Source organism: Paenibacillus sp. FSL R5-0475 (genome assembly GCF_038004585.1).
Taxonomy (GTDB): domain Bacteria; phylum Bacillota; class Bacilli; order Paenibacillales; family Paenibacillaceae; genus Paenibacillus_AQ.
Genome location: NZ_JBBORK010000001.1, coordinates 5,451,917 through 5,474,672, shown reverse-complemented (window position 1 = coordinate 5,474,672; position 22,756 = coordinate 5,451,917). Strand labels below are relative to the sequence as shown.

Sequence of the window (22,756 nt, the reverse complement as noted above, 5' to 3'; positions counted from 1 at the left end):
GAAATAAGTGAATTTCAAGCAGGAGTAAAGGCCTAGGGCTTAGAAGTTATTGTAACCACCATAAAACTTTGTTACAGTAAAAATATTTATGTTCCATAACTTAAATGTAGATATACGTTCAACTAGAGAAGGGAAGAAACACATGAATAATAAGAAAATATGCAGGTTGTTGTTAACGCTGCTCGTGATGGCAACTCTATTGTCAGCATGTAGTAGAACAACTTCTAGCAGTAATCCATTATCTTCGCGCCATAATATAGTAGACGATAAGCCACAAGCTGGTGGAGTAGTTACCTACGGATTCTCTTCACCATTTACGGGTTTGTTTGAGCCTGCTTTTTATGAAGGTGAAGATGATTTTCATGTGCTGGAATTTATTACTGAGCCGATGTTTCAGGTAAATGATGAACTAGTGACGGTTCCTAATATCGCCTCTTGGCAGGAATCTGATGATCATAAAGTATTTACCTTTAAAATTAAACCGGGAATCCGTTGGCATAACGGTGATGAATTAACGGTAGAGGATTGGAAATTCGCAATTGAAACTATTGCTAGTCCAGATTATACGGGCTCGCATTATTATAGTGTTGAAATGATTCAGGGTGCAGAGGCCTATCATGAGGGAGAAGCGAAGGGCATATCCGGATTGAAGGTTATAGATCCTTATACTTTGAAAATAACTGTAACTGCTGCACGGGTAAACACCATCGATAGTCTGTGGCCCTATCCGATGAATAAAAAATACTATACTGGAATTGCTGTTAAAGATATGCCTGAAAGTGACCAGATGCGAAAATCTCCTATAGGTATTGGCCCTTTTGAGGTTGAACATATTCAGCCTGGCCAGAGGGTAGAAATGAAACGTTTTGATCAATATTACAAGGGCAAAGCGCTATTGGATGGGATAGTGTATAAGGCATTTGACGATAAGGAAGTGGCTGAACGCTTTCAAACAGGAGAGATTGACATAGAGTCAGCCCCTCGGGATGCTTATGATGATCTAAAAGAACTGGATAACATTAACATCCTGCAAACTGCTGAGCTAGGCTATGAATATATAGGTTTTAAATTCGGGCATTGGGATACGGAAACCGAGACCATCGTAATGGATAACCCTAAATTTGAAGACAAAAGATTACGGCAAGCTATGTATTATGCTTTAGATCGTGAAGGGATCATCAAAGCATATTCCCACGGTCTAGCTGAGGCTGTAGAGACTCCAATATCTAGCACTAGCTGGGCGAAGATCCCTGATACTGAGATTAATGCTTATCTATATAATCCTACAAAGGCCAAGGAACTGCTGGATGCTGCTGGGTTCTTGGATCTAGACGGTGATGGATTACGGGAAGACCCAAAGGGCCAGAAGCTGATGATCCATTTTGATTCTATGCTAGGCAGTCAAACAGCAGAGCTACGTACTAATGCCATTTTAAGAAATTGGCGTGATGTTGGACTCGATGTACAGCTGAACGGTGGAGCCTTAAAGGAATTCCATGCTTTCTACGATGCAGTGGAAGCCGATGATCCGTCTATCGAACTATTTTACGGAGTATGGGGGTTAGCGAGTGATCCCGATCCAACAGGTCTATGGAGAGAAAATGATCTATGGAACTATCCCCGTTGGTCTTCCGAGCGGAATGAAGAGCTGATTCGTGAAGGCGTAAGTATGAAGGCATACGATATGGATTATCGTAAAGAAATATACTATGAGTGGCAGAAGCTGGTTAATGAAGAGGTGCCTATGATCTTTTTTGCCGAACGAAAAGCGATAGTTCCAGTAAATAAGCGCCTACAGGGCGTTCGCGTGAATTCAATGAGTACGATTATTGACCCTTATAAATGGTGGATTAAGGAAGAGGACGAAAAATAAAATAATAATTTTTTGTGAAAAGTGAAATCAAATTGTAGTTTCATTCGTCATATATAGTATGGAGGATGACGACGATGAAGAGACGGATAGTAGTGGGGGCAATTGCAGCTGTATTAGTCGTTGTCTTAATTGCGGTATGGAGGCCAACTGGGCTTGGTTTTAAACCGAATATTGACGCGGAATCAGCAGTGCTTCTAGATATGGATACCGGAGATATATGGGTGGATATTAATGGTGATGTACCCATGCCACCGGCCAGTGTATCTAAATTAATGACAGAAATGATTGTGCTGGATCAAATCTCCTCTGGAATGATTAGATGGGAGGATAGGGTCCCAATTAGTGCCTATGCAAGTAAAATGGGCGGCACAAGTCTCTCATTGAAGCGGGGAGAATTCTATACTATAAGAGAATTATTCGAAGGAGTCACTATTTATTCTGCCAACGATGCTACTGTTGCATTGGCTGAGTATATGGCTGGTTCAGAAGCCTCTTTTGTGCTCATGATGAACGACAAGGCACATAGTCTAGGCTTATCTTCTCGTACAATATTTACTAATGCAACCGGCCTATCAGGTAAGGATCTTGGTTTCACTGATCCGAATATGCATATCAGCGGTGAGACTATGATGACAGCTCGTGATACCGCTAAATTGGCTGCCGCACTAATCTATCATCATCCGGATATTCTCAATATTTCCAGCCGTACACAAATGCATTTGAAGAATAAGGGGCTATATGTAAGTAATAGCAATTTCATGTTGCCAGCTATGGGTGGCATTTACGCTTATGAGGGTACAGATGGTTTAAAGACTGGACATAATAACCGGGCAGGATACTGTATTGCAGGCTCGGCTCAGCGGGATGGGCATAGGCTTATTGCAGTCGTTATGGGGGCAAAGACTTATGAGAGCCGATTTGAAGGGGCAGCAAAATTATTTGATTACGGATTTTTCCGTGGTTTACAATCCGGAGATCGGGTTAAACATATGATGAATCCGCTCAGAATTAGGAACTAAAGTCGGAGCGCCATACCAGTATTTATTACTTGGTTTGGTGCTTTTTCCCTATTCATGTCGTTATTTGTGGTTTCTTTTTATCCATTTAGTGATTACAATAGAAATATTGTTTTAGTCCACATTATTTTAGAACCGCAAAAAACTTTTTTTTCTATAATTTTGAATGACCTGAATTTCTTGAAAGGGGGGACAATAAGATAATGGAATAAGGGTCAGTTGATCGCCGTGAGAAATAAAGTCATGACTGCCTGATAAAGATTCAGGAAGCATTATATATATGGCAAGCAATTATTCTACAATAAAGAAGGAATCAAAAATGAAGGAATCAAAGATGAAAAAAATAAAGAAAAGATATATCGCCCTCATTGTTCTTGTTGTTATTATAGCGGGAGGCTTTCTGTTTCGTAATTCCCTGGCTGTATTAGCCTTTGACCTCTTTTTGTCTGATCGGGTTGAAACTAAGCTAAAGGAAGAATCTTACCAGCCGCTTAAGGATGATAATAAGGTTAAGCCAGAACCGGTTGTGTACAAGAGCGATCCGTTCTCAATTATGCTCTTAGGTACCGATCAACGTGATAATGAAACGGCACGTTCAGATACCATGATGTACGCTGTTGTTCGGCCTGAGGACTATAAGATCCTGCTCATTTCTATTCCGCGTGATACGTATACGGAAATTATAGGTCATAAGGATAATAAAAAGGATAAGATTACACATGCCTATGCTTTTGGGGGGCAACAGATGGCCAAGGATTCTCTAGAAGCTCTGCTTGGTCATGATATTCAATATTATGCGACAATAAATTTCCAAGGACTCAAGGATGCTGTAGATGCTATTGGAGGCGTTCCGCTGCCGATTAAGAAAGACATTGTGAACAAGGGTAAGGATCATGAAAAGTTTACAATTGAAGCTGGAAAGTCGCTTTATAACGGACAAGAAGCACTGAACTATACGCGTTATCGTGAGGATAGTGACTTTAATCGTACCAAACGCCAACAGGTTTTTATTGATGTTGTAGCGAATAAAATGTTATCGATCAGTCAAATTGGCAACATTCCGAAGTTGCTGGATATTATGGGAGATAATTTCAAAACCGATATAGAGCCTTCGATGATCATTAGTCTAGCCAAAAAATTCATGGGCGGAAAAGGCATGGATATCTCAAGCTTCACAGTTATGGGTGAAGGTAAACGTATGGATGGTGTTTACTATGATATCGTTGATGAAGAGGATTTGAGTGAAGCTAAGGCGATGATCGACAACTGGATGAGTGCAGCAACACCTGTAGATCAACTAATTGAGCCGGGAAAAGCAAGCAATGCACTGGAGCCTAAATCAACAGCAGTTACGCAATAATTCTAAAGTGGAGTTCAAACTCATATAATTAATTGCAGCAGCCATTCACATTCTTATGGCTGCTGCTTACTGTCTTCATGCTATAATGTATTGGAACGATTATTAAGCTGCCACGTATTAATAATTTTGCATGGTAGTAAAAGGAAGTTAAAGAACCGTAATTCCTTCGGAACTCTTTGAGGAGGATCAAGAGATGAATATTGCATTTTTTTTACTTCCGAAACAGGAAGTCGCTTGCGTAACGATCGATTCAACGCTACGCCAAACGTTGGAGAGGATGGAGTATCACCGTTATACTGCTGTCCCTATTCTGAACCGAAATGGAGAATACGCTGGTACGGTTACAGAGGGTGATCTGCTCTGGTATATGAAGGAATCCGAGGGCAAGGTTACTTTCGAGAACGCTTCAAAATTCTTGCTTAAAGATTTGCCGTTGAGGATGAATAACAGACCTGTCTCGATTGATGCGGATATGGAAGATCTGATTAATTTGGCTAAGGTACAGAACTTTGTTCCTGTAGTCGATGATATGAACCGGTTTATTGGCATCGTTCGCCGGAGTCAAGTCATAGAATATTGTGAGAAATTTGTATCAAAACAATCTCAAGAGTCATTATAGCCCAATTTATTCGCGGTAATAGAAGCAATCGGAACAAGGCCTGTATTTCCGGCGATAACGGAAAGCAGGTCTTTTTTAAAAATGTAAGAAGTACTAGTTCATCCCTTGTTGAAGCATACTTAAGGTGCGTGGGGCGCCCTTGTGTGACACGGAATTTTTTATGCTATAATGGAGAATAAAGCTTTTTGCCGGAGGTAGAGAGACGTGTCCAATGTGCCGAAGGATCTGGATGTCGCTAAACGCGCCAAGGTAATTGAATGGTTAAAAACAGAAGTGATTGACCAAGTTTCACGGTTATTTAAAGCGTTATGGGAAGGCAGTACTACCCGTGTGGGCGACAGCCTGGCTAGTTTGATTATGAGCTCTTATATTTTGGGCCGCAGACTAGGGATTCCCTATCGTCAATTAGATGACTTGCTACTCGAGAAGCTCAGAAAGCATAAGCAGGAAGGGCATCAACTGGAAGAATGGTATCAAGATATATCTGCTTTAGAAGAACATATGCGTAAGAGGTGAATACTGTTGAAATTTCGCTGGTCATCTGTGGCTTGGAGCGTAGTATATTTACTTTTGCTGCTTAGTTTAACGACTCCACTGCTCATCATCACTACCCTATTTATGATTGTTCCGGCAGTAGTGTTATTCACTACGCTGAACACCAAACAATTCGTTATACACGTATTGCCGGTGTTGCTGATTGTTGGTCTGATTACACCTATTTATGTGCTGATCGCGGCGTATTTCTTAATACCTGCTCTGGTAATGGGACGTTGGTATAAAAGACATGCTTCAGCAGTATCTACCGTGATTGCAGGTACGGTTACGATTCTTGGAGAATTCCTGTTACTTTTATTACTCGGTACGGCGTTATTTAACTTTGATTTGTCTAACTATGTGAACGATGTGCTGCAGATGGTTAACTCGCCTCTGTCTGATCTTGGTACTGCTAATCCACTGTTTACTGATCTTGGCTTTACGACTGAGGATGTAAACAAGCTAAGTCATATGACGGTTCAAATGATCCCAATGACTCTAATCGTAAGCTCTTTTATGATAGCTGTCATTACGCATTCTATTGTTCGTCCGATTCTGAACAGTATGAATTATGCAGTGCCTAAGATGAAGCCTGCTCGTGAATGGAGACTTTCGAGATCGTTTATTTGGTATTATTTGATTGGTGTGGTTCTTCAGCTCTTCTTCTCAGGATCAGAGAATAATTACATCCTCATGATTTCTGCCAATCTACTGCCGTTGCTACGAATTGGCTTTATGATTCAGGCGATTGGATTTTTCTTCTTCCTGGCGCATGAACGCAAATGGAACAAGATGGTTGCCATTCTGCTAGCAATACCGGTCATTTTGCTGCCGCCGCTACGCATTATCGGTATTATTGATCTTGCTTTCCCACTGCGGGAGTATGTGACGAAATCGAAACGATAGGGTGAGAGTTCATGCCTAAATTTCTGCAAAGACGCTGGCACGGCTATCATACCGTATGGGCGTTCATGCTGCTGTTGGCCCTTATTATAATTGTTAGTATTTATAACTGGGCTCTTGGGGTCGTTAGCCTGTTTCTGGCAGGTACATTATGCTTCTATATGCTGAAGACGGAAATTTCGTTCCGCCGTAATCTGGTGGAATATATTAACGGATTAACTTTTCGTATTAAGCGAGTGGAGGGAGAAGCAGTGAGTATGCTGCCCCTCGGAATCATTCTGTTTAGCGAAGATCGAACAGTAGAATGGAATAACCGCTATGCTGGTGATATTTTTGCGCGCAAGTCTTTAGTTGGGGAACCGCTACTGGAATTGCTGCCGGATATGCAGTCTTTTTTTACGACGAATGTATCGGGAAAACGGGATGTTCACAAAGATGGCGTATTGCATGACACTCGCATTGAGCTCACTGTGGATGAACGATTTTATCAAGCTGTCATTATTCCAAGTGAACGTATTCTTTACATGTATGATATCACTGAGCTTGTGGTGCTACGTGAGCGTTATGAGGATGAGAAGCTGGCGATTGGCATAGTGATGATGGATAATCTAGATGAATCTGCTCAAGGAATGGATGATCAACAGCGTACTTCTCTGATCGCTAAGGTAGCGAGTGAGATCACCGAATGGAGTAAACAGTTTGATGTTTATCTGCGTCGTCTGTCGTCTGAGCGTTATCTAATGCTACTTAATCATCGTAGTCTGCAAGCACTGGAAGAAAGTCGATTCGTTATTCTCGATGAGATTAGGGAAATGACGGCCGACCTTAAAGTACCCATGACACTGAGTATTGGTATGGCATTTGGAGCGGACTCTGCAAGCGAGCTAGGTGCCTTAGCACAATCCAGTTTGGATATGGCGCTCGGCCGAGGTGGAGATCAGGCTGCTGTAAAAGCAGGTCAGAGGTTGTCTTTCTACGGTGGAAAGAGTAATGCTGCGGAGAAGCGTACACGAGTGCGGGCACGAGTCATTGCGCATGCGCTGCGTGATTTAATGCAGGAGAGCGACCGTGTGCTGATCCTCGGCCACCGCACACCAGATATCGATGCTGTTGGTGCTGCGATTGGCCTTCTGAGAGCCGCACAGATGTATAATGTAGAGGCTAGCATTGTGATGGAGACTCCTAATCCTTCCATAACGAACATGATGGAGCAGATTCGGAAAGATGATGAATTGTTTAAGTCGTTCATCACAACGGAGCAGTCTTTACAAGTGATGACGGAGCATACACTGCTTATTGTTGTAGATACCCATAAGGCATCTATGACAATGGAACCGCGGCTTGTGCAATATGCGAGTAGAATTGTGGTGGTGGATCATCACCGTAGAGGCGAAGAGTTCATCAACGATGCTGTACTTGTCTATTTAGAGCCTTATGCTTCATCAACCTGTGAGCTGGTGACAGAGTTGCTTCAATATATCCATGAGAAGGTAAAGATTAGTCCATTGGATGCTACAATGCTCTTAGCGGGAATTACTGTAGATACGAAGCACTTTGCACTGCATACAGGCTCACGTACATTTGAAGCTGCAGGGTTTCTGCGCCGAAATGGTGCGGATACCGTTCTTATTCAGCGTATGCTGAAGGAGGATTTACAGGAGTATATTTCAAAAGCCGAAATTATCAAACATGCGCGTATGATTTATGATCAAATCGCATTGGTCGTTACGGCACCAGGTATGAAGATTCCACAGCTACTTATCGCTCAGACTGCGGATACATTACTTGGGATGACGAACGTAGTCGCTTCATTTGTCATTAGTGAGCGACCAGACGGCCTGATAAGCATTAGTGCTCGATCACTTGGGCGTATGAATGTACAGGTCGTGATGGAAAAAATGGGTGGCGGTGGGCATCTATCGAACGCCGCGGTACAGCTAGAAGGAACATGTAAAGAAGCAGAAGCCAGACTGCTGCAAGTGCTGGCTGAAATCGAATCGAAAGAGGGTTTATTCGAATGAAGGTCATTTTCATAAAAGATGTTAAGGGTCAAGGTAAAAAAGGTCAGGTTAAAGAGGTATCCGAAGGTTATGCTTCGAACTTCCTATTACCACGTGGATTAGTTCGTCCGGCAACGGAAGGCAATGTGAAGACGCTTGAGAATCAAGCAGCTGCTGAACAACGCCGTAAAGATAACGAAAAAGAAGAAGCTCAGCAACTGGGCAAGAAGATAGATGAGCTTACTCTTACTATGAAAGCAAAAGCAGGTGAAGGCGGCCGTCTATTCGGCGCAATCACGAGCAAACAAATTGCTGAAACGCTAGCTTCCACTCAAAGCATTTCCATCGATAAGCGCAAGATTGAGCTAGGAGAGCCGATTCGTCATTTGGGAGTGTTTCAAGTAAGTATAAAACTACACACTGAAGTAAAGGCTACCCTTAAGGTTCAGGTAACGGAGGAGTAACATGGGTGGAGATCTCTTTTTCGATCGGGTTCCCCCGCAGAATCTTGAGGCGGAGCAAGCGGTAATTGGTGCTGTTCTGTTGCAGGATGAAGCGCTCATTACTGCAATGGAACGGGTGAATACCGAAGACTTCTACGATAAAGCGCATCAAATGATTTTTGAGGCGATGGTGCAGCTCGGAGAAGAGAGCCAGCCGATTGATCTTGTTACGCTTACTTCTAGACTGCAGGACAAGGGAGAGCTCGAAGATATTGGTGGTGTTAGCTACCTAGCTAAGCTGGCGCATGCTGTGCCTACTGCGGCTAACGTAGAATACTACGCGCAGATTATTGAAGAAAAGGCTATGTTACGGCGTTTGATTCGTACAGCGACGCAAATCGTAAGCGAGGGTTACACCGGCGGCGAAGATGTAGCCGATATGCTGAGTGATGCAGAACGGCGAATTCTTGAAATCTCTAACCGGCGCAGCGGCAGTGGATTTATCGCAATCCGCGATGTTTTGATGGAAGTATTTGATAAGGTTGAACTCCTCCATCAGAATAAAGATAAGGGCGGCATGTCAGGTATTCCAACGGGATTTGTGGATTTAGACCATATGACTAATGGATTCCAGCGCAATGATTTGATTATTGTTGCAGCCCGTCCTTCTGTAGGTAAGACAGCATTCGCGCTAAATATTGCTCAGAATGTGGCCGTACGTGCCAAAGAGACGGTTGCCATATTTAGTCTGGAAATGTCTGCGCCGCAGCTAGTACAGCGGATGATTTGTGCCGAAGCTAATCTGGATGCGAATACTATGCGTACCGGTGACTTCAAGAGTGATGATGATTGGTCGAAGCTGACTATGGGCATTCAGTCCCTGTCGGAGGCGGAGATTTATATCGATGATACAGCAGGGATTACTGTAACGGATATTCGTGCGAAATGCCGGAGGCTCAAGAAGGAAAAGGGCCTGGGGATGATCGTCATTGACTACTTGCAGCTCATTCAGGGCCGCGGTAAAGGCGGGGAAAACCGTCAACAGGAAGTATCGGATATATCCCGTACATTGAAGCAGATCGCTCGTGAATTGGACGTGCCGGTTATCGCCCTGTCGCAGCTTAGCCGGGGTGTGGAACAACGTCAGGATAAACGACCGATGATGAGTGACTTGCGTGAATCCGGTTCTATCGAGCAGGATGCCGACATTGTTGCGTTCTTGTATCGTGACGACTATTACAATCAGGACACTGAGAAGAAAAATATTATTGAAATTATTATAGCTAAACAGCGTAATGGTCCCGTTGGGACAGTAGAGCTTGTCTTCCTCAAAAACTTCAACAAGTTCGTTAACTACGAGCGAGCACATGCAGAACCATTTGCTGGGTAACCTGTCATGTATGATATCCGAACGATTGCACATTTCTTTGTGTAATCGTTCGTTTTATTTGACTTTGAAAAAAACGGCTGTTACACTGAGTATTGTCCTTTAGTGGGTAAATCCGCTTGGAGTCCGGAGGGCTACGTACATAAGAATGACGTACAGGGGGCCCATATTATGAAAAATAATGGTGCTTGCTAGCACCTACGGAGGAATGAACATGTCAACGGTAGTCGTCGTGGGAACACAATGGGGAGACGAAGGTAAAGGGAAAATCACTGACTTTCTAGCGGAAAGTGCAGATGTGGTTGCCCGTTATCAAGGGGGCAATAATGCCGGTCACACGATTCTGATTGACGGTGAGAAGTTTAAGCTCAGCTTAATCCCTTCTGGTGTATTTTATAAAGAAAAGACTTGTGTAATTGGTAACGGGATGGTTATTAATCCAGCTGCCTTGATCCAAGAAATTAATTATATTCACGAGAACGGCTTTGACACTAAAAACTTAGTGATCAGCGACCGGGCTCATGTTATTATGCCTTATCACATGGTACTGGATGCTCTGGAAGAAGACCGCAAGGGTCCGAACAAGATTGGTACAACACGCAAAGGCATCGGTCCATGTTACATGGATAAGGCTGCACGTAACGGTATCCGTATTGCTGACCTGATGGACGCTGAGGAATTCGAATTGAGACTTCGTCACTTGATGGAAGAGAAGAACCAAGTGATTACTCAAGTATATGGCGCGGAAGCTCTTGATGTTGAAGAGATTCTGACTCAGTACCTGGAATATGCGGAAGTGCTACGTAATTATGTGACAGATACGTCGGTCATTCTTAATGAAGCTATTGATGCAGACCGCAAAGTATTGTTTGAAGGCGCACAAGGGGTAATGCTTGATATCGATCAAGGTACGTATCCGTTTGTTACTTCTTCTAACCCTTCTGCAGGTGGCGTATGTATAGGATCTGGTGTTGGACCTTCTAAGATTAAACAGGTTATCGGGGTTGCTAAAGCCTACACTACTCGTGTTGGAGATGGCCCGTTCCCTACAGAACTGAACGATGCAACTGGTGATTATATCCGTGAAACAGGTCATGAATATGGAACAGTTACAGGACGTGCTCGCCGTGTAGGCTGGTTTGACAGTGTTGTTGTAAGTCACGCTCGTCGTGTAAGTGGAATCACAGGCTTGTCTCTTAACTCGCTGGATGTGCTGAGTGGACTTGAGACTGTGAAGATCTGCACAGGCTACAAATACCGTGGTGAAATAATCACGCATTACCCAGCTAGCCTTAAGATGCTTGCAGAGTGTGAAGCGGTATATGAGGAGCTTCCAGGTTGGAGCGAAGATATTACTTCTGCAAAAACATTGGATGATCTGCCAGCAAATACACGCAGATATGTTGAACGTGTATCTGAGCTTACAGGGATTCCGATCGCCATCTTCTCAGTAGGCCGTAACCGTGAGCAGACGAATCAAGTAATGCCAATTTATATCTAAATAAATTTAGTCATTTATAAGGGACCTCGCGAGAGGTCTCTTTTTTATGTTTACTTTTATGCGTATGTTTCCCGAAGCCGGTTCTAGTCAATACTGGGAGTATAGAAAAACATGGAAAAAATATACCAGATAGACTTGAACATAGGTGAGAGGAGAGAAGAAATGAAGATCGTGAAGCGTGCACTGGGAGTATGTCTAATTGTAGTACTCGCAAGTACACTTTCAATTCTAACTACGGGCGTGGTTGTAAATGCTTATATTCAGTCGGTTCTGGCGAGCTTCGATATTAAAGTGGATAGTCCAGGCCCAGGTTTAGGTGGGATGGTCAAGAGCATTATTGGCATGGATAGCCAATCGGACTCCAATAAAGCGAATAAAGAAGCGACGACAACAGGCAGCGCGGTAAACAAGGATAAAGATAACAGTAAGGATACACCTGAAAAAGGGGAGCCGGTGGAGGAAAAAGCACCCGAGGATGCTTTACCGGTTATGGGCCAAGCCTCAAATGAGTCTTCTACTAACGAAAGCCAGAGTGGAATTTCAGAGGACCAAAAATTGGTAATGACACCTGAGGCAATAGGTGACTTAAAAGATAATCTCCCTTCGGCGGAGAAGGTAAATATATTCAATATCTTGATGTCCAAACTACCGCAGGATGAGATGCAGAAAATCTCCACGGCGATGGAGGATGGTCTAACGGAGGATGAGGTTAAGGGGCTGCAACAAGTCATTGCCAAATATGTTGATCCCGATGAATACGAGAGTATAATGAAAATGCTTACACCAACTACAGAAACTCTACAGCAGCCATAGTAATTGTCAATTTCTAGACACAAGAAAAAGGCTAAATTTTCATATTTGCGCAAAAAACCCGCGTATTTCGTGGGTTTTTTTATGTGTACAAAGTTGAAATTTTTCGCTCAGCTATGGTACATTAGACAAGGATGTTCAAAGGGTTAATTTTTTGTAACCAATTGTAACCTTTTTGAGGGTCCATTAGAAGCAGGAAATTAGAACTAGGATAAGTGGAAATATTCATGGTCGTAATCTATATACTCGAGATCGTACAACTAGCTTGGCCGTTCATATCAGATGACAGAGCGGACTGAAAGGGAGAGTTTCATGAAGGGATTTAAGTTCATGCGCCGGATGGGGAAACTGCGGAATAGTGACACAGCAGAATCCGGAGCAGATGTTCAGCAGAGCCACAATTTCGATCACGACTCCACACACTTTCATCAAGAAAAAGGAACTCGTAGATTCCGGCGCTCTTGGATTTTGGGAGCTGTTGGTCTAGTACTTCTAACCACTGTGTTGATTGGTGCAGAGAAAAAGTATGTAGCAGCCAATACTGAAACCTTCTATCAAGTGTTGGTGAAGGGTAAGGAGATCGGGAAGCTTAACGATCAGGCACAGCTTAATCAGCTTTATGATAAGAAGCAACAGGAATATCAGGACAAGTATCCAGATTCAACGATGGTGCTTCAGACAGAAGGCATTACAATTAAACAGGAGAAAGCGTACAAGCCGGAAGTTGATAGTGAAGCAACGCTTAGTAAATTAGATGGTATGCTGAAGGCCTATGCTGTAGGCGTACAATTAATGGTAGATGGCAAAGCCGTTGGCATTGTTAAGGATCAAGAGACCGCAAATGCGGTGCTTGAAGGGGTAAAGAATCATTATGTTCCGCAAACTAAAGTAGCAACGGCTAGTAAGCTCACAAGAACAGCAGCCTCAAGTTCAAGTGCTGCGAAAGCAAAAGCTCCTAACCAAGTCGAGTCAGTCAAAATTAGTGAAGAAGTTGCTATTGTTCCAGTGAAGACAGATCCTAACAAAGTGTTGGATGTGAAGGAAGCGGTCAAAACTCTTACCGAGGGTAAAGAAGCACCACTTCTTTATACCGTTCAAGAGGGCGATACGATTTCTGGGATTGCCAAACGGTTTGAAATTACACAAAAAGAGATCTATAGTAACAACCCGGATGTGAAAGAGCTAACGTTGAAGATTGGAGATACACTGAAGCTGAAGGTACCACAGCCAGATGTTACAGTTGTTACTGTAGAGCAAGTGTCAGAGCAGGTGGTTACTGAGCCTGAAGTGATCGTGCGGAAAAGCGACCAGTTACCAGCAGGCAAAAGTAAGGTCGTTCGTCCAGGACAAACGGGCCTTAAAGAAATGCAGTATCGGTTAACAAAGAAAAACGGAATGGTCGTACAAGAAGAGTGGTTGGGTCAGACCGTTATTAAATCTTCTCTCCCTGAAGTGGTTTATCGGGGTACGAAGGTAGTTGGTGAAGGAACAGGCATGTTCAGTTGGCCAGTAAGCGGAGCAACCCTTACTAGTAGTTTCGGTGAGCGCTGGAGCCGTGCCCATAAGGGTCTAGATATGGTATCTGGCAACCGGAGCATTAAAGCCTCTGATGCCGGAACTGTAATCTTTGCTGGTGTGAAGAGTGGATATGGAAATGTGGTTATCGTGGATCACCGTAACGGATACGAAACCTATTATGGCCACTTAAACAGCATCTCCGTTTCTACGGGGCAGCGTTTGGAACAAGGCGCCAAAATTGGCGTAATGGGCAATACTGGACGCTCGACGGGAACACATCTGCATTTTGAGATTCGGAAGAATGGCACTGCGGTAAATCCAATGAAGTATTTGCGATAATTCATACTTTAACCTCAACTGCTCGATTAAACTCGAGCGGTTTTATTTTTTTTAATATAGGAATGACGATATAGCTGTTTCTTTTTGCTGGGGGAGCCGATTCCTTATTTCGTAGGATGTGACGGTAAGACAGGTATGTTAAAATAAAGGAATGATCTTTAAGTAGGGATAGGAAGGTGAAGCTGAGACATGCAGATGGGAACGATTCTGGTAGTAGACGATGAACAGCCTATTGCTGATATATTGAAGTTTAATCTAGAAAAAGAAGGCTACGAGGTTATTTGTGCTTTTGATGGTAACAGTGCAGTAGAATTGGCATTGTCCAAAAAGCCTGATCTTATGCTGCTTGATCTTATGCTGCCTGGTAAGGACGGGATGGATGTTTGTCGTGAGGTTCGTTCTGCACATTTGGACATTCCTATCATTATGCTTACTGCCAAAGACGGAGAGATTGATAAGGTGCTTGGTCTAGAGCTTGGTGCGGATGACTATGTGACCAAACCTTTTAGTACACGTGAGCTACTCGCCAGAGTGAAGGCCCAAATGCGGAGACAGCACAAACCGTCACCGCCGGGAATGGCGAATGAACCTGCAGAGACCAGACAGGGTATATACCATTTTGATCTATTTATTGATACAGATATGTATCTGGTTTATAAGGGTGGGGAGCCGCTTGATTTGACCCATCGTGAATATGAGCTGCTCTACTATATGATTAAACATGCGGGTAAGGTGATGACCCGGGAGCATTTACTGCAGGCTGTGTGGGGATTCGAGTATTTCGGCGATGTGCGGACCGTAGACGTGACGATCCGTCGTCTAAGAGAGAAAATTGAGGAGAATCCCAGCAAGCCGGAATATATTTATACTCGGCGCGGACTTGGCTATTTGATGCATAGCCCTAAAAGCGGAGGACTGTGATGAAGTGGTGGTCCTTTTTCCGGACAATTCAGGCCAAGCTTATTATTATTTATGTGCTGCTGATTCTGATAGCTATGCAGTTAATTGGAGTCTATTTTGTCAGCTCGATGAAGAACTCGTTAACGGATAACTTCACGAAGGATCTTAAAGCACGTGCGGAGATGCTGTCCATCCTGACTGCTGATAAATTCGGTAGTGAGGCTGGTACCGTTGACGAGGAAACGGCTGTAGAAAGTCTGCGTGGTATGGTTAATAATCTTTACATTAACGGGGCCGAGATTCAGGTGCTTGATGCCAGCGGCAAAATCATCACCACCTCCGTGCCCTCTCAGAATGACTATGTCGGACAGCGCAACACTCAGACCGTAGTCAATCGCGCCTTGCAGGGGATCAGCGATAATGAAGAATATATTATTGCTGATGATAATGTGCGAAAAAAGGTTGTGGCCAAGCCGGTACTTTCCGGTGACAAGGTAGTAGGTGCAATCTATATTGCTGCTGACATGAAAGATTTATATGCGACCATGGGCAGGATCAACAGTGTATTCATCTCTGGTTTGCTGTTAGCCTTGGGACTGACAGTTGTCCTATGTGTTATTCTTGCACACACCATTACGCAGCCGATTAAAGAAATGACTAGGCATGCAACAGCTGTTGCTGAGGGTCGGTTCAATCGAAAAATGCCCGTGCTCGGCAACGATGAAATTGGACAACTCAGTCAGGCATTCAATTATATGACCGGCAGATTGCGTGAGGCGCTCTCTCAGAATGAGGAAGAGAAAGAGAAGCTTACCTCTATTCTGACGAATATGAGTGACGGTGTGGTAGCCACGGATGAGAATGGTGTAGTCATTCTTATGAACCTTCGAGCAGCACTTATGCTGGGAACAGAAGGTCCGTTGCCGGAAGGTGCCCCACTGGATAAATTGCTAGGTCTTGATTATGAGCAGAGTGGTTCCTTGGCTAAAGGAAATGCCCAGTCTGCAATGCTTCATCTGACACATATGGGTGGAGAAGATTCTAATATCGTGAGAGTTACGTTTACTCCGATTCATCGCCGTGAAGGTGGGATTGCCGGTACTATTGCCGTGCTGCAAGATGTAACTGAGCAAGAGAACCTGGAGGAATCACGCCGAGAGTTCGTCGCGAACGTTTCGCATGAGCTAAGAACACCACTTACAACGATTAAGAGCTATGTGGAGGCACTTGATGATGGAGCGCTTGAGGATCCGCAGTTAGCGGTTCGTTTTGTTGGGGTTATTCGTAACGAAACCGAGCGTATGATTCGTCTGGTTACGGATCTACTGCATCTGTCGCGTCTGGATTCCAAGGAGGCACTTCTCAGAATTCAGCAGACGGATATTACTGAAATGCTAGAGGATGTAGCAGACCGCTTTTCTTTTCAGATTCGGCAGAAGCGGATCGACATTAGTACAAGGGTCCGTAGGGATGTAAGCACAGCATGGCTCGATCGTGATCAAATCGATCAGGTCTTGGGGAATTTGGTCTCCAATGCATTAAAATATACGCCAGAAGGCGGTACGATTGAATTGGAAGCCTTGAAAAGTGAGGATGGAATGCTCTCCATTTCTGTACGGGATTCCGGGATTGGTATTCCGAAGAAAGACATCGAGCGGATCTTTGAACGTTTTTATCGGGTGGATAAGGCGCGTTCACGGAATATGGGAGGCACCGGACTTGGCCTTTCCATTGCCCGGGAAATTGTGAAAGCCCATGGAGGCTCTATTTCCCTGCAATCCGAGCTTAATGAAGGCTCTAAGGTAACCTTTACACTACCTCTGAATGCGCAAAGGGGGAGTGAGGCATGAAGGAGAGATTGAAGTCATGGATTCTAGCCTTGCTCGTGCTGGGAAGTCTTGTTGAGAGTTACTATTTGATTTATCGCTTGCCTGGTGCAGACTCAGCGGTACTCTCCGAGAATCTATATGTGAAGACAGACAATATGGGACCGGAGGAAAAGGTTGAGAACCTGCTGTACCCTGATAAAATGATCATCCATATGGGCGATAACAAACATACGCTTTTTTATCCAGACTCAACGTTCTATAGCTTGATTATGAATCGGTTAAAAGGGCGTGGATTTGAAAGCTTCCAGCGGCACTCGGTACAGGATTATGATTGGGATAAGATTCGAAATGAGAATCCGGGGATTGAGCTTTCGTTCGGATCCGGCATTCCGGTAACGTTACTTCAGCGGGTTATGCAGCTGTCACCTGATTCCCTATTTGAAGGAGAAAGCATTGATCGCATTTGGATCTATAACATTAAGAATGACTCCAAAGCGCATGCCATTTTCTTCAGTACGAGAGGCGACATTATATATGAAGCGGCAAAAGCGGATTTAACTGTGCAAGACGTGCAGCAGCATGTGGATTTCGGCAAGAACTGGACGCCTTACAAGTCCGTAGATGGTGATTATTATGTGCCAGACAGCAAGATTTCTCTGGTTCAGGTTGAGATGCCTTCAGGCATGTATACCATAGAACAAATGCAGAACAATCTTTTCTTCGATGTTGGAAGCACTAGATATATTCGCGAGAAAAATGGCTCGGAGATTTATACGGATAGCAAACGGAGTCTTCAGGTCGATAAGGAACGGAATTGGATGAGCTATAGCGATCCTGCCGCACTTCCAGCCGGAGACAGTACACCTGCCAAGGATGCGCTTGAAGCTGTAGAATTTGTGAACCAACATGGTGGATGGAATGGAACCTATCGTCTTGAAGCCACCGAGGAGGGGAGACAGGAGAGAAAGGTCTCTTTTCAACAATATTATGGTTCCTATCCATATGGCTCCTATCCGATCATGAGTAACTCGCAGCTGCAGTATGGTGTAATTAATCTGGAATTGCAGCAAGGCACCGTATCCTCTTATGAACGCTCGTTAATCTATATTGATGAGAGTAAGGCAGAGAAGAAAATCGTAGAGCTATCTGGAGGCGTGGAGCTAGAGAATCAATTGTCTGCGGTTAGCAAAACTTCGGCAGTGAAGGATTTAACGCCTGCGTATGTACCTGTAGTGAAAGAAGAGAAGCTGCAACTACTTCCAGTCTGGAAGGTTACGCTTATTGACGGCAGCGTTCTTACATTAAATTAATGTACAAGTTGTTCATATAACATTTAGGAGGTAAGGGTATGGATTGGGGAAGAGCCAAAAATGTACTAATTTGCGCCTTTTTAGGTCTAAATCTGCTGCTATGTTATCAGCTGTGGATTGATTTGCGCGATCAGGTTAGTGCCAATCTCGATTTCACTTCCCTGTCCGAAGAAACCCAGGCGGTCATGGAGCAGAAAGGGATTCGAGTGTTGTGTCCCATTCCGGCTTCTACCCCGCAGCTTCCTAATATAACTTATCGATATTCTGCTGAAGAGCAGAATGAACCACCCATTAAATTAGATGTTCCTATAGACAGCAAACTGATCTATTCTTCCTTCACCGACCTTAGCAAGGCGCTTGAGAGTCAAATACCGGATATCGCAAATTATCGTTTTGATTCTCAAGAAAGTGAAGTTGGGAAGTTCGTGCTTCACCCGCTAGTTCAGAATCAGTGGTCGCTATTCCGAGTTAGGTTAGAGTTGATTAATAGTGATCAGAAGATTGTAGCTTTCCGCTCACCTAAGATTGAGATAGGGGCAAGCAGTAGCGATAAGGAACAGAAGGTACTGCCGGCATCGCAAGCGCTTAGCAGTTTGATTGAAAAATATTTTCCGGCAGACTCCGTAGTAAAGGAGATTGAGCTTGGTTATTATGGTGAGTTGTTCAACTCCGAAAGTCAGGTAGCGTCGCCAATGTGGCGGTTCATGCTGGAGAACGGCAATGCCTATTATGTGGATGCTATAAGTGCGGACATCATCAGTCCGAAGACAACAGATTAGAAGGAGTAAGGAAAATGGGGATTTCATTTACAGTACTGTCCAGTGGTTCTACCGGAAATGTAACGGTGGTTCGGAACGGGGAGACAACACTTATGATTGACGCGGGACTAAGTGCCAAGCGGATCGATGAGCTGTTGGCCATGCGCGAGCTAACGGGTAATGATATAGACGGGATTCTAGTCACACACGAGCATTCCGATCATATTAAAGGACTCGGGGCAATGGCCCGTAAATACGATCTTCCGATTTATGCGAACACCAATACCTGGGGAGCCATTGGAAAAGGCATTGGAAAAATACCCGACTATAACCGAATCATTATGGAGTCGGGACATCATAGGGATTTTGGTAGTCTGCGTGTTGAATCGTTTGCAATTTCTCATGATGCGGCGGAGCCGGTGGGTTACAATTTTTATGATGGAAAAGAAAAACTGTGTGTAGCTACAGATCTGGGGTATGTTAGCGACAAGGTAAGAGATGCGATTTCAGAGGCGGACGTATTAGTGCTGGAGGCGAATCATGATATTGAAATGCTGAGGATGGGACGTTATCCGTGGAATACGAAACGACGTATACTTGGCGACATGGGTCACCTTTCTAATGAAGCAGCCGGAGCAGCACTAAGTGAAATTCTCACAGGACGGACTAAACGTACCTATTTAGCGCATTTAAGCCGGGATCATAATATGATGGATTTGGCTAAAATGTCGGTACGTTGCGCAATGGAGGATCGGGGCTGTTTCTTTAAAGATAGTGAGTTTAAGCTTTGCGATACGTATTATGACCAACCTACGCCATGGGATAAGTTGAGCCAGTTGTCATAAGCTGATCAAGCTCAGCAGTCTTTCGTTCTAATTCTTGGCGGGAGATCAGGCCTTTATCGATCATCAATTCGATCATAGCACTGAAGGAAAGGGTCATATGGTAGTGTTCATCCTTCAAATCGCCAAGCTTACCGATAAACTCCACCAGATCCATACTTGTGGAAAAAGAATTCATAATTATACCTCCTTATATAGTAAAAACAGAACTGGAGTTGTAAAAAATTCGCAGGCTTTTTACCTCAGGAAAATCACGAATTGAGGGTTGCCTGTGATACAATTATAGACGTGATAAGCAAACTCTAAATTTATGGAATCTTTCTATTAGTGTAGTCTTTTAAGTTGCAAAATATTCCTAGTAGAGAAGATATATTGAAAGATTCTAAAATTCTTTCGATTAACTGAAACTATTGTGTGGTTAATGGATAAAGTGAAACTTTTTAGTGATTGTTGGAGTCTAAAGGATGCAGAGGTATATGCTTGGAACGTGATTGCTAGAGGTTCAGGTTTTAGATACTGTGAACGGTTGGCAATAGAAGGGGGAGATTTTCGGTGGGATTGTTTGATGACGATTTCTATTCAACTAAAGTATCACGGTCCAGAGGGGATGAAGCATCAAAGGGATCATTTGCTAACCGCAAGCATTCTGTGCGAAGATCGCGCAAGGGCTTATCCACTTGGCAAATATCCGCCGTCTGCTCCTTAATCAGTGCTGTGGTGGCAGTGTTTTTATTCAGTATGCTTACTGGACAAATGAGTCACGAAACTGCCCCGAAGTCGGTAGTAACAACTGGGGAGGTTGCCCCAAGCAGAGATCCGTTTGACCGTATCATTCAAGCCGCTGCTACGGTTCGTCCTGCAGTAGTAAGTATTATCAATCATAAAGAAGATAATAAAGAATTGAACATTCTGGATGAGTCAGCATTAGGCTCTGGAGTGATTTATAAAAAGGTAGATAATAAAGCATTTATCATTACTAATAACCATGTCATCGAAGACTCTAGCAATCTTGAAGTCGTAACAGTAGATGGCGAGACACGTAAAGCTACACTTGTTGGAACGGATAAAGTGAGTGACATCGCGGTGCTTTCGATTGATGCCAAGGGTATCAATACAATCGCAGAGCTCGGGGATTCCTCGAAGCTTCGTCTAGGTGAAACGGTCATTGCCATCGGAAACCCGTTGGGACTTGGTGACACATTGACTTCAGGTATTGTCAGCTATACTGAACGGAAGGTTCCCGTATCCTTGAATCAGGACGGCGTATATGATTGGGAGCAAGAGGTCATTCAGACCGATGCAGCAATTAATGAAGGCAATAGCGGCGGGGCGCTTGTGGATCTGGATGGTAAAGTCATCGGTATTAACACGATGAAAATCTCCGATGCAGGTGTAGAAGGGCTGGGTTTTGCTATTCCAGCTAACCATGTGATAGATACCGCTAATGAACTGGCTGAGAAAGGGCGGATTGCCCGTTCCTACTTAGGCGTATATTCGGTAGATTTAAACAATCCTTACATTCCTCTCGCAGAGGACCAACGCAAGGAACTGAACCTACCGAACAATGTTAAGGATGGGGTTGTCGTTCTGGATGCTGTTGGACCTGCACAAGAAGCGGGAATACAGTTCAATGATGTAATTACGAAATTTAATGATGAACCGATTACATCCACGCTCTCCCTTCGCAAGTATTTATATAATCAGACGAAGATTGGTGAGGATCTGAAGATTACCTATTATCGAAATGGGAAAGTCAATCAGACTACAGTAAAACTTCTTGAAAAACCAGAGGAATAATATGCTGGAAGTCGGCATATAATGATATAGCAGTAATGACAAGTAGAGCGGACTACCCCTTCGGTTGAGAAGGTAGAGCTTCCTGAAATAGCGATACTCTGTATCGCTATCGGGGATCTATTTCTTCTAAAGTTTTGATAAATATGGCAATTATAAGCTGATTTAATCAATTTTGGGCTGACTGGCAACCCTTACATTGGAAGGTAATACTTATTAGGGTAGAAACGGATATATACGGATGCCAGCTTGCCTTTGCTAATCAGGTGTGGTAATATGATATCAATCATACATTTAGTCCCTAATTTTCGCATTGAAAAGGGCTGTTATATTCGGTAATACAACCTTTTTCAATGTGTGAATTTTTTCTTTGTTTGAAGATAAAAAGAACATATTAATTTAAATTTGTGGAGGTAACACACATGCAAACAGGTACAGTTAAATGGTTCAACGCAGAAAAAGGATTCGGATTTATCGAAGTTGAAGGCGGAAGCGACGTATTCGTTCACTTCAGCGCAATCACTGGCGACGGCTTCAAAACTTTGGACGAAGGCCAACGCGTTGAATTCAACGTTGTTCAAGGCAACCGTGGACCACAAGCCGAAAACGTTGTAAAACTGTAATAATAGAAGAAACCGTCCCAGCTTGTGAAAGTTGGGACGGTCTTTTTATATCTAGTTAGTCACTATTGACTTACAGGATGGGAGGAACGGCAATGAACTACCGGAAGAAACCTTTGGAAGAAATACCGGAAGAAAATACCGCGATTTGGGCGTGTACCAATGATGGATGCAACGGATGGATGAGGGATAATTTCGCATTTGAACATGCGCCTTCTTGCCGTCTATGTGACTCTCCAATGGTTCGCAGCACGAAGATGCTACCACAATTGCTTAATTCGAATGGCGATCTCAAATCGCTGAAGAAGGGTATTTCCATTACCTAACCAATGCCTTTATGAGTCAAGCTTGTTATAGAACAGTGAACAACTTCAAGACGGTCAAACCGTCTTATTTTTTT

General features: G+C 43.7%; 21 protein-coding genes. 20 read left to right on the top strand and 1 reads right to left on the bottom strand.

Translation table 11 applies throughout. The features are described from left to right. The first annotated feature begins 142 nt into the window (after positions 1–142). The 17 genes from opp4A (at position 143) to MKX41_RS24430 (ending at position 19,945) form a co-directional block, all read left to right on the top strand. Positions 143–1,873, top strand: a complete 1,731-nt coding sequence (opp4A, locus tag MKX41_RS24510; protein ID WP_340973558.1) for an oligopeptide ABC transporter substrate-binding protein — start codon at positions 143–145, stop codon at positions 1,871–1,873. A gap of 74 nt (positions 1,874–1,947) precedes the next feature. Further along, complete coding sequence (locus MKX41_RS24505) at positions 1,948–2,892, top strand: D-alanyl-D-alanine carboxypeptidase family protein (protein ID WP_339244147.1); 945 nt, start codon at positions 1,948–1,950, stop codon at positions 2,890–2,892. Between the two features lie 316 nt (positions 2,893–3,208). Beyond that, positions 3,209–4,249 (top strand): LCP family protein, encoded by a 1,041-nt coding sequence (locus tag MKX41_RS24500; protein ID WP_179085792.1) that lies wholly within the window; start codon positions 3,209–3,211, stop codon positions 4,247–4,249. A 193-nt stretch (positions 4,250–4,442) separates the two neighbouring features. After that, complete coding sequence (locus MKX41_RS24495) at positions 4,443–4,868, top strand: CBS domain-containing protein (RefSeq protein ID WP_042193039.1); 426 nt, start codon at positions 4,443–4,445, stop codon at positions 4,866–4,868. 213 nt (positions 4,869–5,081) lie between these two features. Beyond that, on the top strand, positions 5,082–5,384 hold the full coding sequence (locus MKX41_RS24490) for a MazG-like family protein (RefSeq protein ID WP_170880353.1): 303 nt from the start codon (positions 5,082–5,084) through the stop codon (positions 5,382–5,384). 6 nt (positions 5,385–5,390) lie between these two features. Beyond that, positions 5,391–6,308, top strand: coding sequence for a DUF2232 domain-containing protein (locus tag MKX41_RS24485; RefSeq protein WP_042193038.1), 918 nt, complete (start codon positions 5,391–5,393; stop codon positions 6,306–6,308). 11 nt (positions 6,309–6,319) lie between these two features. Further along, positions 6,320–8,326 (top strand): DHH family phosphoesterase, encoded by a 2,007-nt coding sequence (locus MKX41_RS24480; RefSeq protein WP_340973556.1) that lies wholly within the window; start codon positions 6,320–6,322, stop codon positions 8,324–8,326. After that, positions 8,323–8,769 (top strand): 50S ribosomal protein L9, encoded by a 447-nt coding sequence (gene rplI, locus MKX41_RS24475; protein WP_042193036.1) that lies wholly within the window; start codon positions 8,323–8,325, stop codon positions 8,767–8,769. Before MKX41_RS24480 ends, rplI begins: the two co-directional genes overlap by 4 nt. Position 8,770: 1 nt before the next feature. Continuing rightward, positions 8,771–10,138 carry a replicative DNA helicase gene (gene dnaB, locus MKX41_RS24470; protein ID WP_042131710.1) on the top strand — a complete coding sequence of 456 codons (1,368 nt, stop codon included), beginning with the start codon at positions 8,771–8,773 and terminating at the stop codon, positions 10,136–10,138. Positions 10,139–10,349: 211 nt separating this feature from the next. Continuing rightward, positions 10,350–11,636, top strand: a complete 1,287-nt coding sequence (locus MKX41_RS24465; protein WP_076285057.1) for an adenylosuccinate synthase — start codon at positions 10,350–10,352, stop codon at positions 11,634–11,636. 162 nt (positions 11,637–11,798) lie between these two features. Then, positions 11,799–12,449: a hypothetical protein gene (locus MKX41_RS24460; protein ID WP_340973551.1), complete on the top strand. Its 651-nt coding sequence runs from the start codon at positions 11,799–11,801 to the stop codon at positions 12,447–12,449. A 309-nt stretch (positions 12,450–12,758) separates the two neighbouring features. Then, positions 12,759–14,303 (top strand): M23 family metallopeptidase, encoded by a 1,545-nt coding sequence (locus MKX41_RS24455; protein WP_340973549.1) that lies wholly within the window; start codon positions 12,759–12,761, stop codon positions 14,301–14,303. Positions 14,304–14,492: 189 nt separating this feature from the next. Then, positions 14,493–15,224: a response regulator YycF gene (gene yycF / locus MKX41_RS24450; RefSeq protein WP_042193032.1), complete on the top strand. Its 732-nt coding sequence runs from the start codon at positions 14,493–14,495 to the stop codon at positions 15,222–15,224. Beyond that, on the top strand, positions 15,224–17,053 hold the full coding sequence (walK, locus tag MKX41_RS24445) for a cell wall metabolism sensor histidine kinase WalK (protein ID WP_042193031.1): 1,830 nt from the start codon (positions 15,224–15,226) through the stop codon (positions 17,051–17,053). The genes yycF and walK overlap by 1 nt, the downstream gene beginning before the upstream one ends. Beyond that, positions 17,050–18,342 carry a YycH family regulatory protein gene (locus tag MKX41_RS24440; protein WP_042193030.1) on the top strand — a complete coding sequence of 431 codons (1,293 nt, stop codon included), beginning with the start codon at positions 17,050–17,052 and terminating at the stop codon, positions 18,340–18,342. The genes walK and MKX41_RS24440 overlap by 4 nt, the downstream gene beginning before the upstream one ends. 38 nt (positions 18,343–18,380) lie before the next feature. Further along, a complete protein-coding gene (gene yycI, locus MKX41_RS24435) occupies positions 18,381–19,121 on the top strand; it encodes a two-component system regulatory protein YycI (protein ID WP_042193029.1) in 741 nt (246 codons plus the stop codon). A 14-nt stretch (positions 19,122–19,135) separates the two neighbouring features. Continuing rightward, positions 19,136–19,945 (top strand): MBL fold metallo-hydrolase, encoded by an 810-nt coding sequence (locus tag MKX41_RS24430; protein WP_340973545.1) that lies wholly within the window; start codon positions 19,136–19,138, stop codon positions 19,943–19,945. Here the strand turns inward: MKX41_RS24430 and MKX41_RS24425 are convergent. Then, positions 19,911–20,120 (bottom strand): hypothetical protein, encoded by a 210-nt coding sequence (locus MKX41_RS24425; protein ID WP_340973543.1) that lies wholly within the window; start codon positions 20,118–20,120, stop codon positions 19,911–19,913. The genes MKX41_RS24430 and MKX41_RS24425 overlap by 35 nt on opposite strands. Positions 20,121–20,494: 374 nt before the next feature. On the opposite strand from MKX41_RS24425, the gene MKX41_RS24420 reads away from it, so the two are divergent. The 3 genes from MKX41_RS24420 to MKX41_RS24410 all read left to right on the top strand — a co-directional run bounded on the left by MKX41_RS24420 (position 20,495) and on the right by MKX41_RS24410 (position 22,682). Then, on the top strand, positions 20,495–21,739 hold the full coding sequence (locus MKX41_RS24420) for a S1C family serine protease (protein ID WP_042193026.1): 1,245 nt from the start codon (positions 20,495–20,497) through the stop codon (positions 21,737–21,739). A 419-nt stretch (positions 21,740–22,158) separates the two neighbouring features. Beyond that, positions 22,159–22,359 carry a cold-shock protein gene (locus MKX41_RS24415; RefSeq protein ID WP_019914582.1) on the top strand — a complete coding sequence of 67 codons (201 nt, stop codon included), beginning with the start codon at positions 22,159–22,161 and terminating at the stop codon, positions 22,357–22,359. A 92-nt stretch (positions 22,360–22,451) separates the two neighbouring features. Further along, on the top strand, positions 22,452–22,682 hold the full coding sequence (locus MKX41_RS24410) for a cold-shock protein (RefSeq protein ID WP_042131698.1): 231 nt from the start codon (positions 22,452–22,454) through the stop codon (positions 22,680–22,682). The last annotated feature ends 74 nt before the right edge of the window (positions 22,683–22,756 follow it).

What these genes read in the sequence shown, in the direction of transcription:
- opp4A (WP_340973558.1), top strand. Translation starts at nt 143, where the DNA reads ATGAATAATAAGAAAATATGCAGGTTGTTGTTAACGCTGCTCGTGATG.
- MKX41_RS24505 (WP_339244147.1), top strand. Translation starts at nt 1,948, where the DNA reads ATGAAGAGACGGATAGTAGTGGGGGCAATTGCAGCTGTATTAGTCGTT.
- MKX41_RS24500 (WP_179085792.1), top strand. Translation starts at nt 3,209, where the DNA reads ATGAAGGAATCAAAGATGAAAAAAATAAAGAAAAGATATATCGCCCTC.
- MKX41_RS24495 (WP_042193039.1), top strand. Translation starts at nt 4,443, where the DNA reads ATGAATATTGCATTTTTTTTACTTCCGAAACAGGAAGTCGCTTGCGTA.
- MKX41_RS24480 (WP_340973556.1), top strand. Translation starts at nt 6,320, where the DNA reads ATGCCTAAATTTCTGCAAAGACGCTGGCACGGCTATCATACCGTATGG.
- rplI (WP_042193036.1), top strand. Translation starts at nt 8,323, where the DNA reads ATGAAGGTCATTTTCATAAAAGATGTTAAGGGTCAAGGTAAAAAAGGT.
- dnaB (WP_042131710.1), top strand. Translation starts at nt 8,771, where the DNA reads ATGGGTGGAGATCTCTTTTTCGATCGGGTTCCCCCGCAGAATCTTGAG.
- MKX41_RS24465 (WP_076285057.1), top strand. Translation starts at nt 10,350, where the DNA reads ATGTCAACGGTAGTCGTCGTGGGAACACAATGGGGAGACGAAGGTAAA.
- MKX41_RS24460 (WP_340973551.1), top strand. Translation starts at nt 11,799, where the DNA reads ATGAAGATCGTGAAGCGTGCACTGGGAGTATGTCTAATTGTAGTACTC.
- MKX41_RS24455 (WP_340973549.1), top strand. Translation starts at nt 12,759, where the DNA reads ATGAAGGGATTTAAGTTCATGCGCCGGATGGGGAAACTGCGGAATAGT.
- yycF (WP_042193032.1), top strand. Translation starts at nt 14,493, where the DNA reads ATGCAGATGGGAACGATTCTGGTAGTAGACGATGAACAGCCTATTGCT.
- walK (WP_042193031.1), top strand. Translation starts at nt 15,224, where the DNA reads ATGAAGTGGTGGTCCTTTTTCCGGACAATTCAGGCCAAGCTTATTATT.
- MKX41_RS24440 (WP_042193030.1), top strand. Translation starts at nt 17,050, where the DNA reads ATGAAGGAGAGATTGAAGTCATGGATTCTAGCCTTGCTCGTGCTGGGA.
- yycI (WP_042193029.1), top strand. Translation starts at nt 18,381, where the DNA reads ATGGATTGGGGAAGAGCCAAAAATGTACTAATTTGCGCCTTTTTAGGT.
- MKX41_RS24430 (WP_340973545.1), top strand. Translation starts at nt 19,136, where the DNA reads ATGGGGATTTCATTTACAGTACTGTCCAGTGGTTCTACCGGAAATGTA.
- MKX41_RS24425 (WP_340973543.1), bottom strand. Translation starts at nt 20,120, where the DNA reads ATGAATTCTTTTTCCACAAGTATGGATCTGGTGGAGTTTATCGGTAAG.
- MKX41_RS24415 (WP_019914582.1), top strand. Translation starts at nt 22,159, where the DNA reads ATGCAAACAGGTACAGTTAAATGGTTCAACGCAGAAAAAGGATTCGGA.
- MKX41_RS24410 (WP_042131698.1), top strand. Translation starts at nt 22,452, where the DNA reads ATGAACTACCGGAAGAAACCTTTGGAAGAAATACCGGAAGAAAATACC.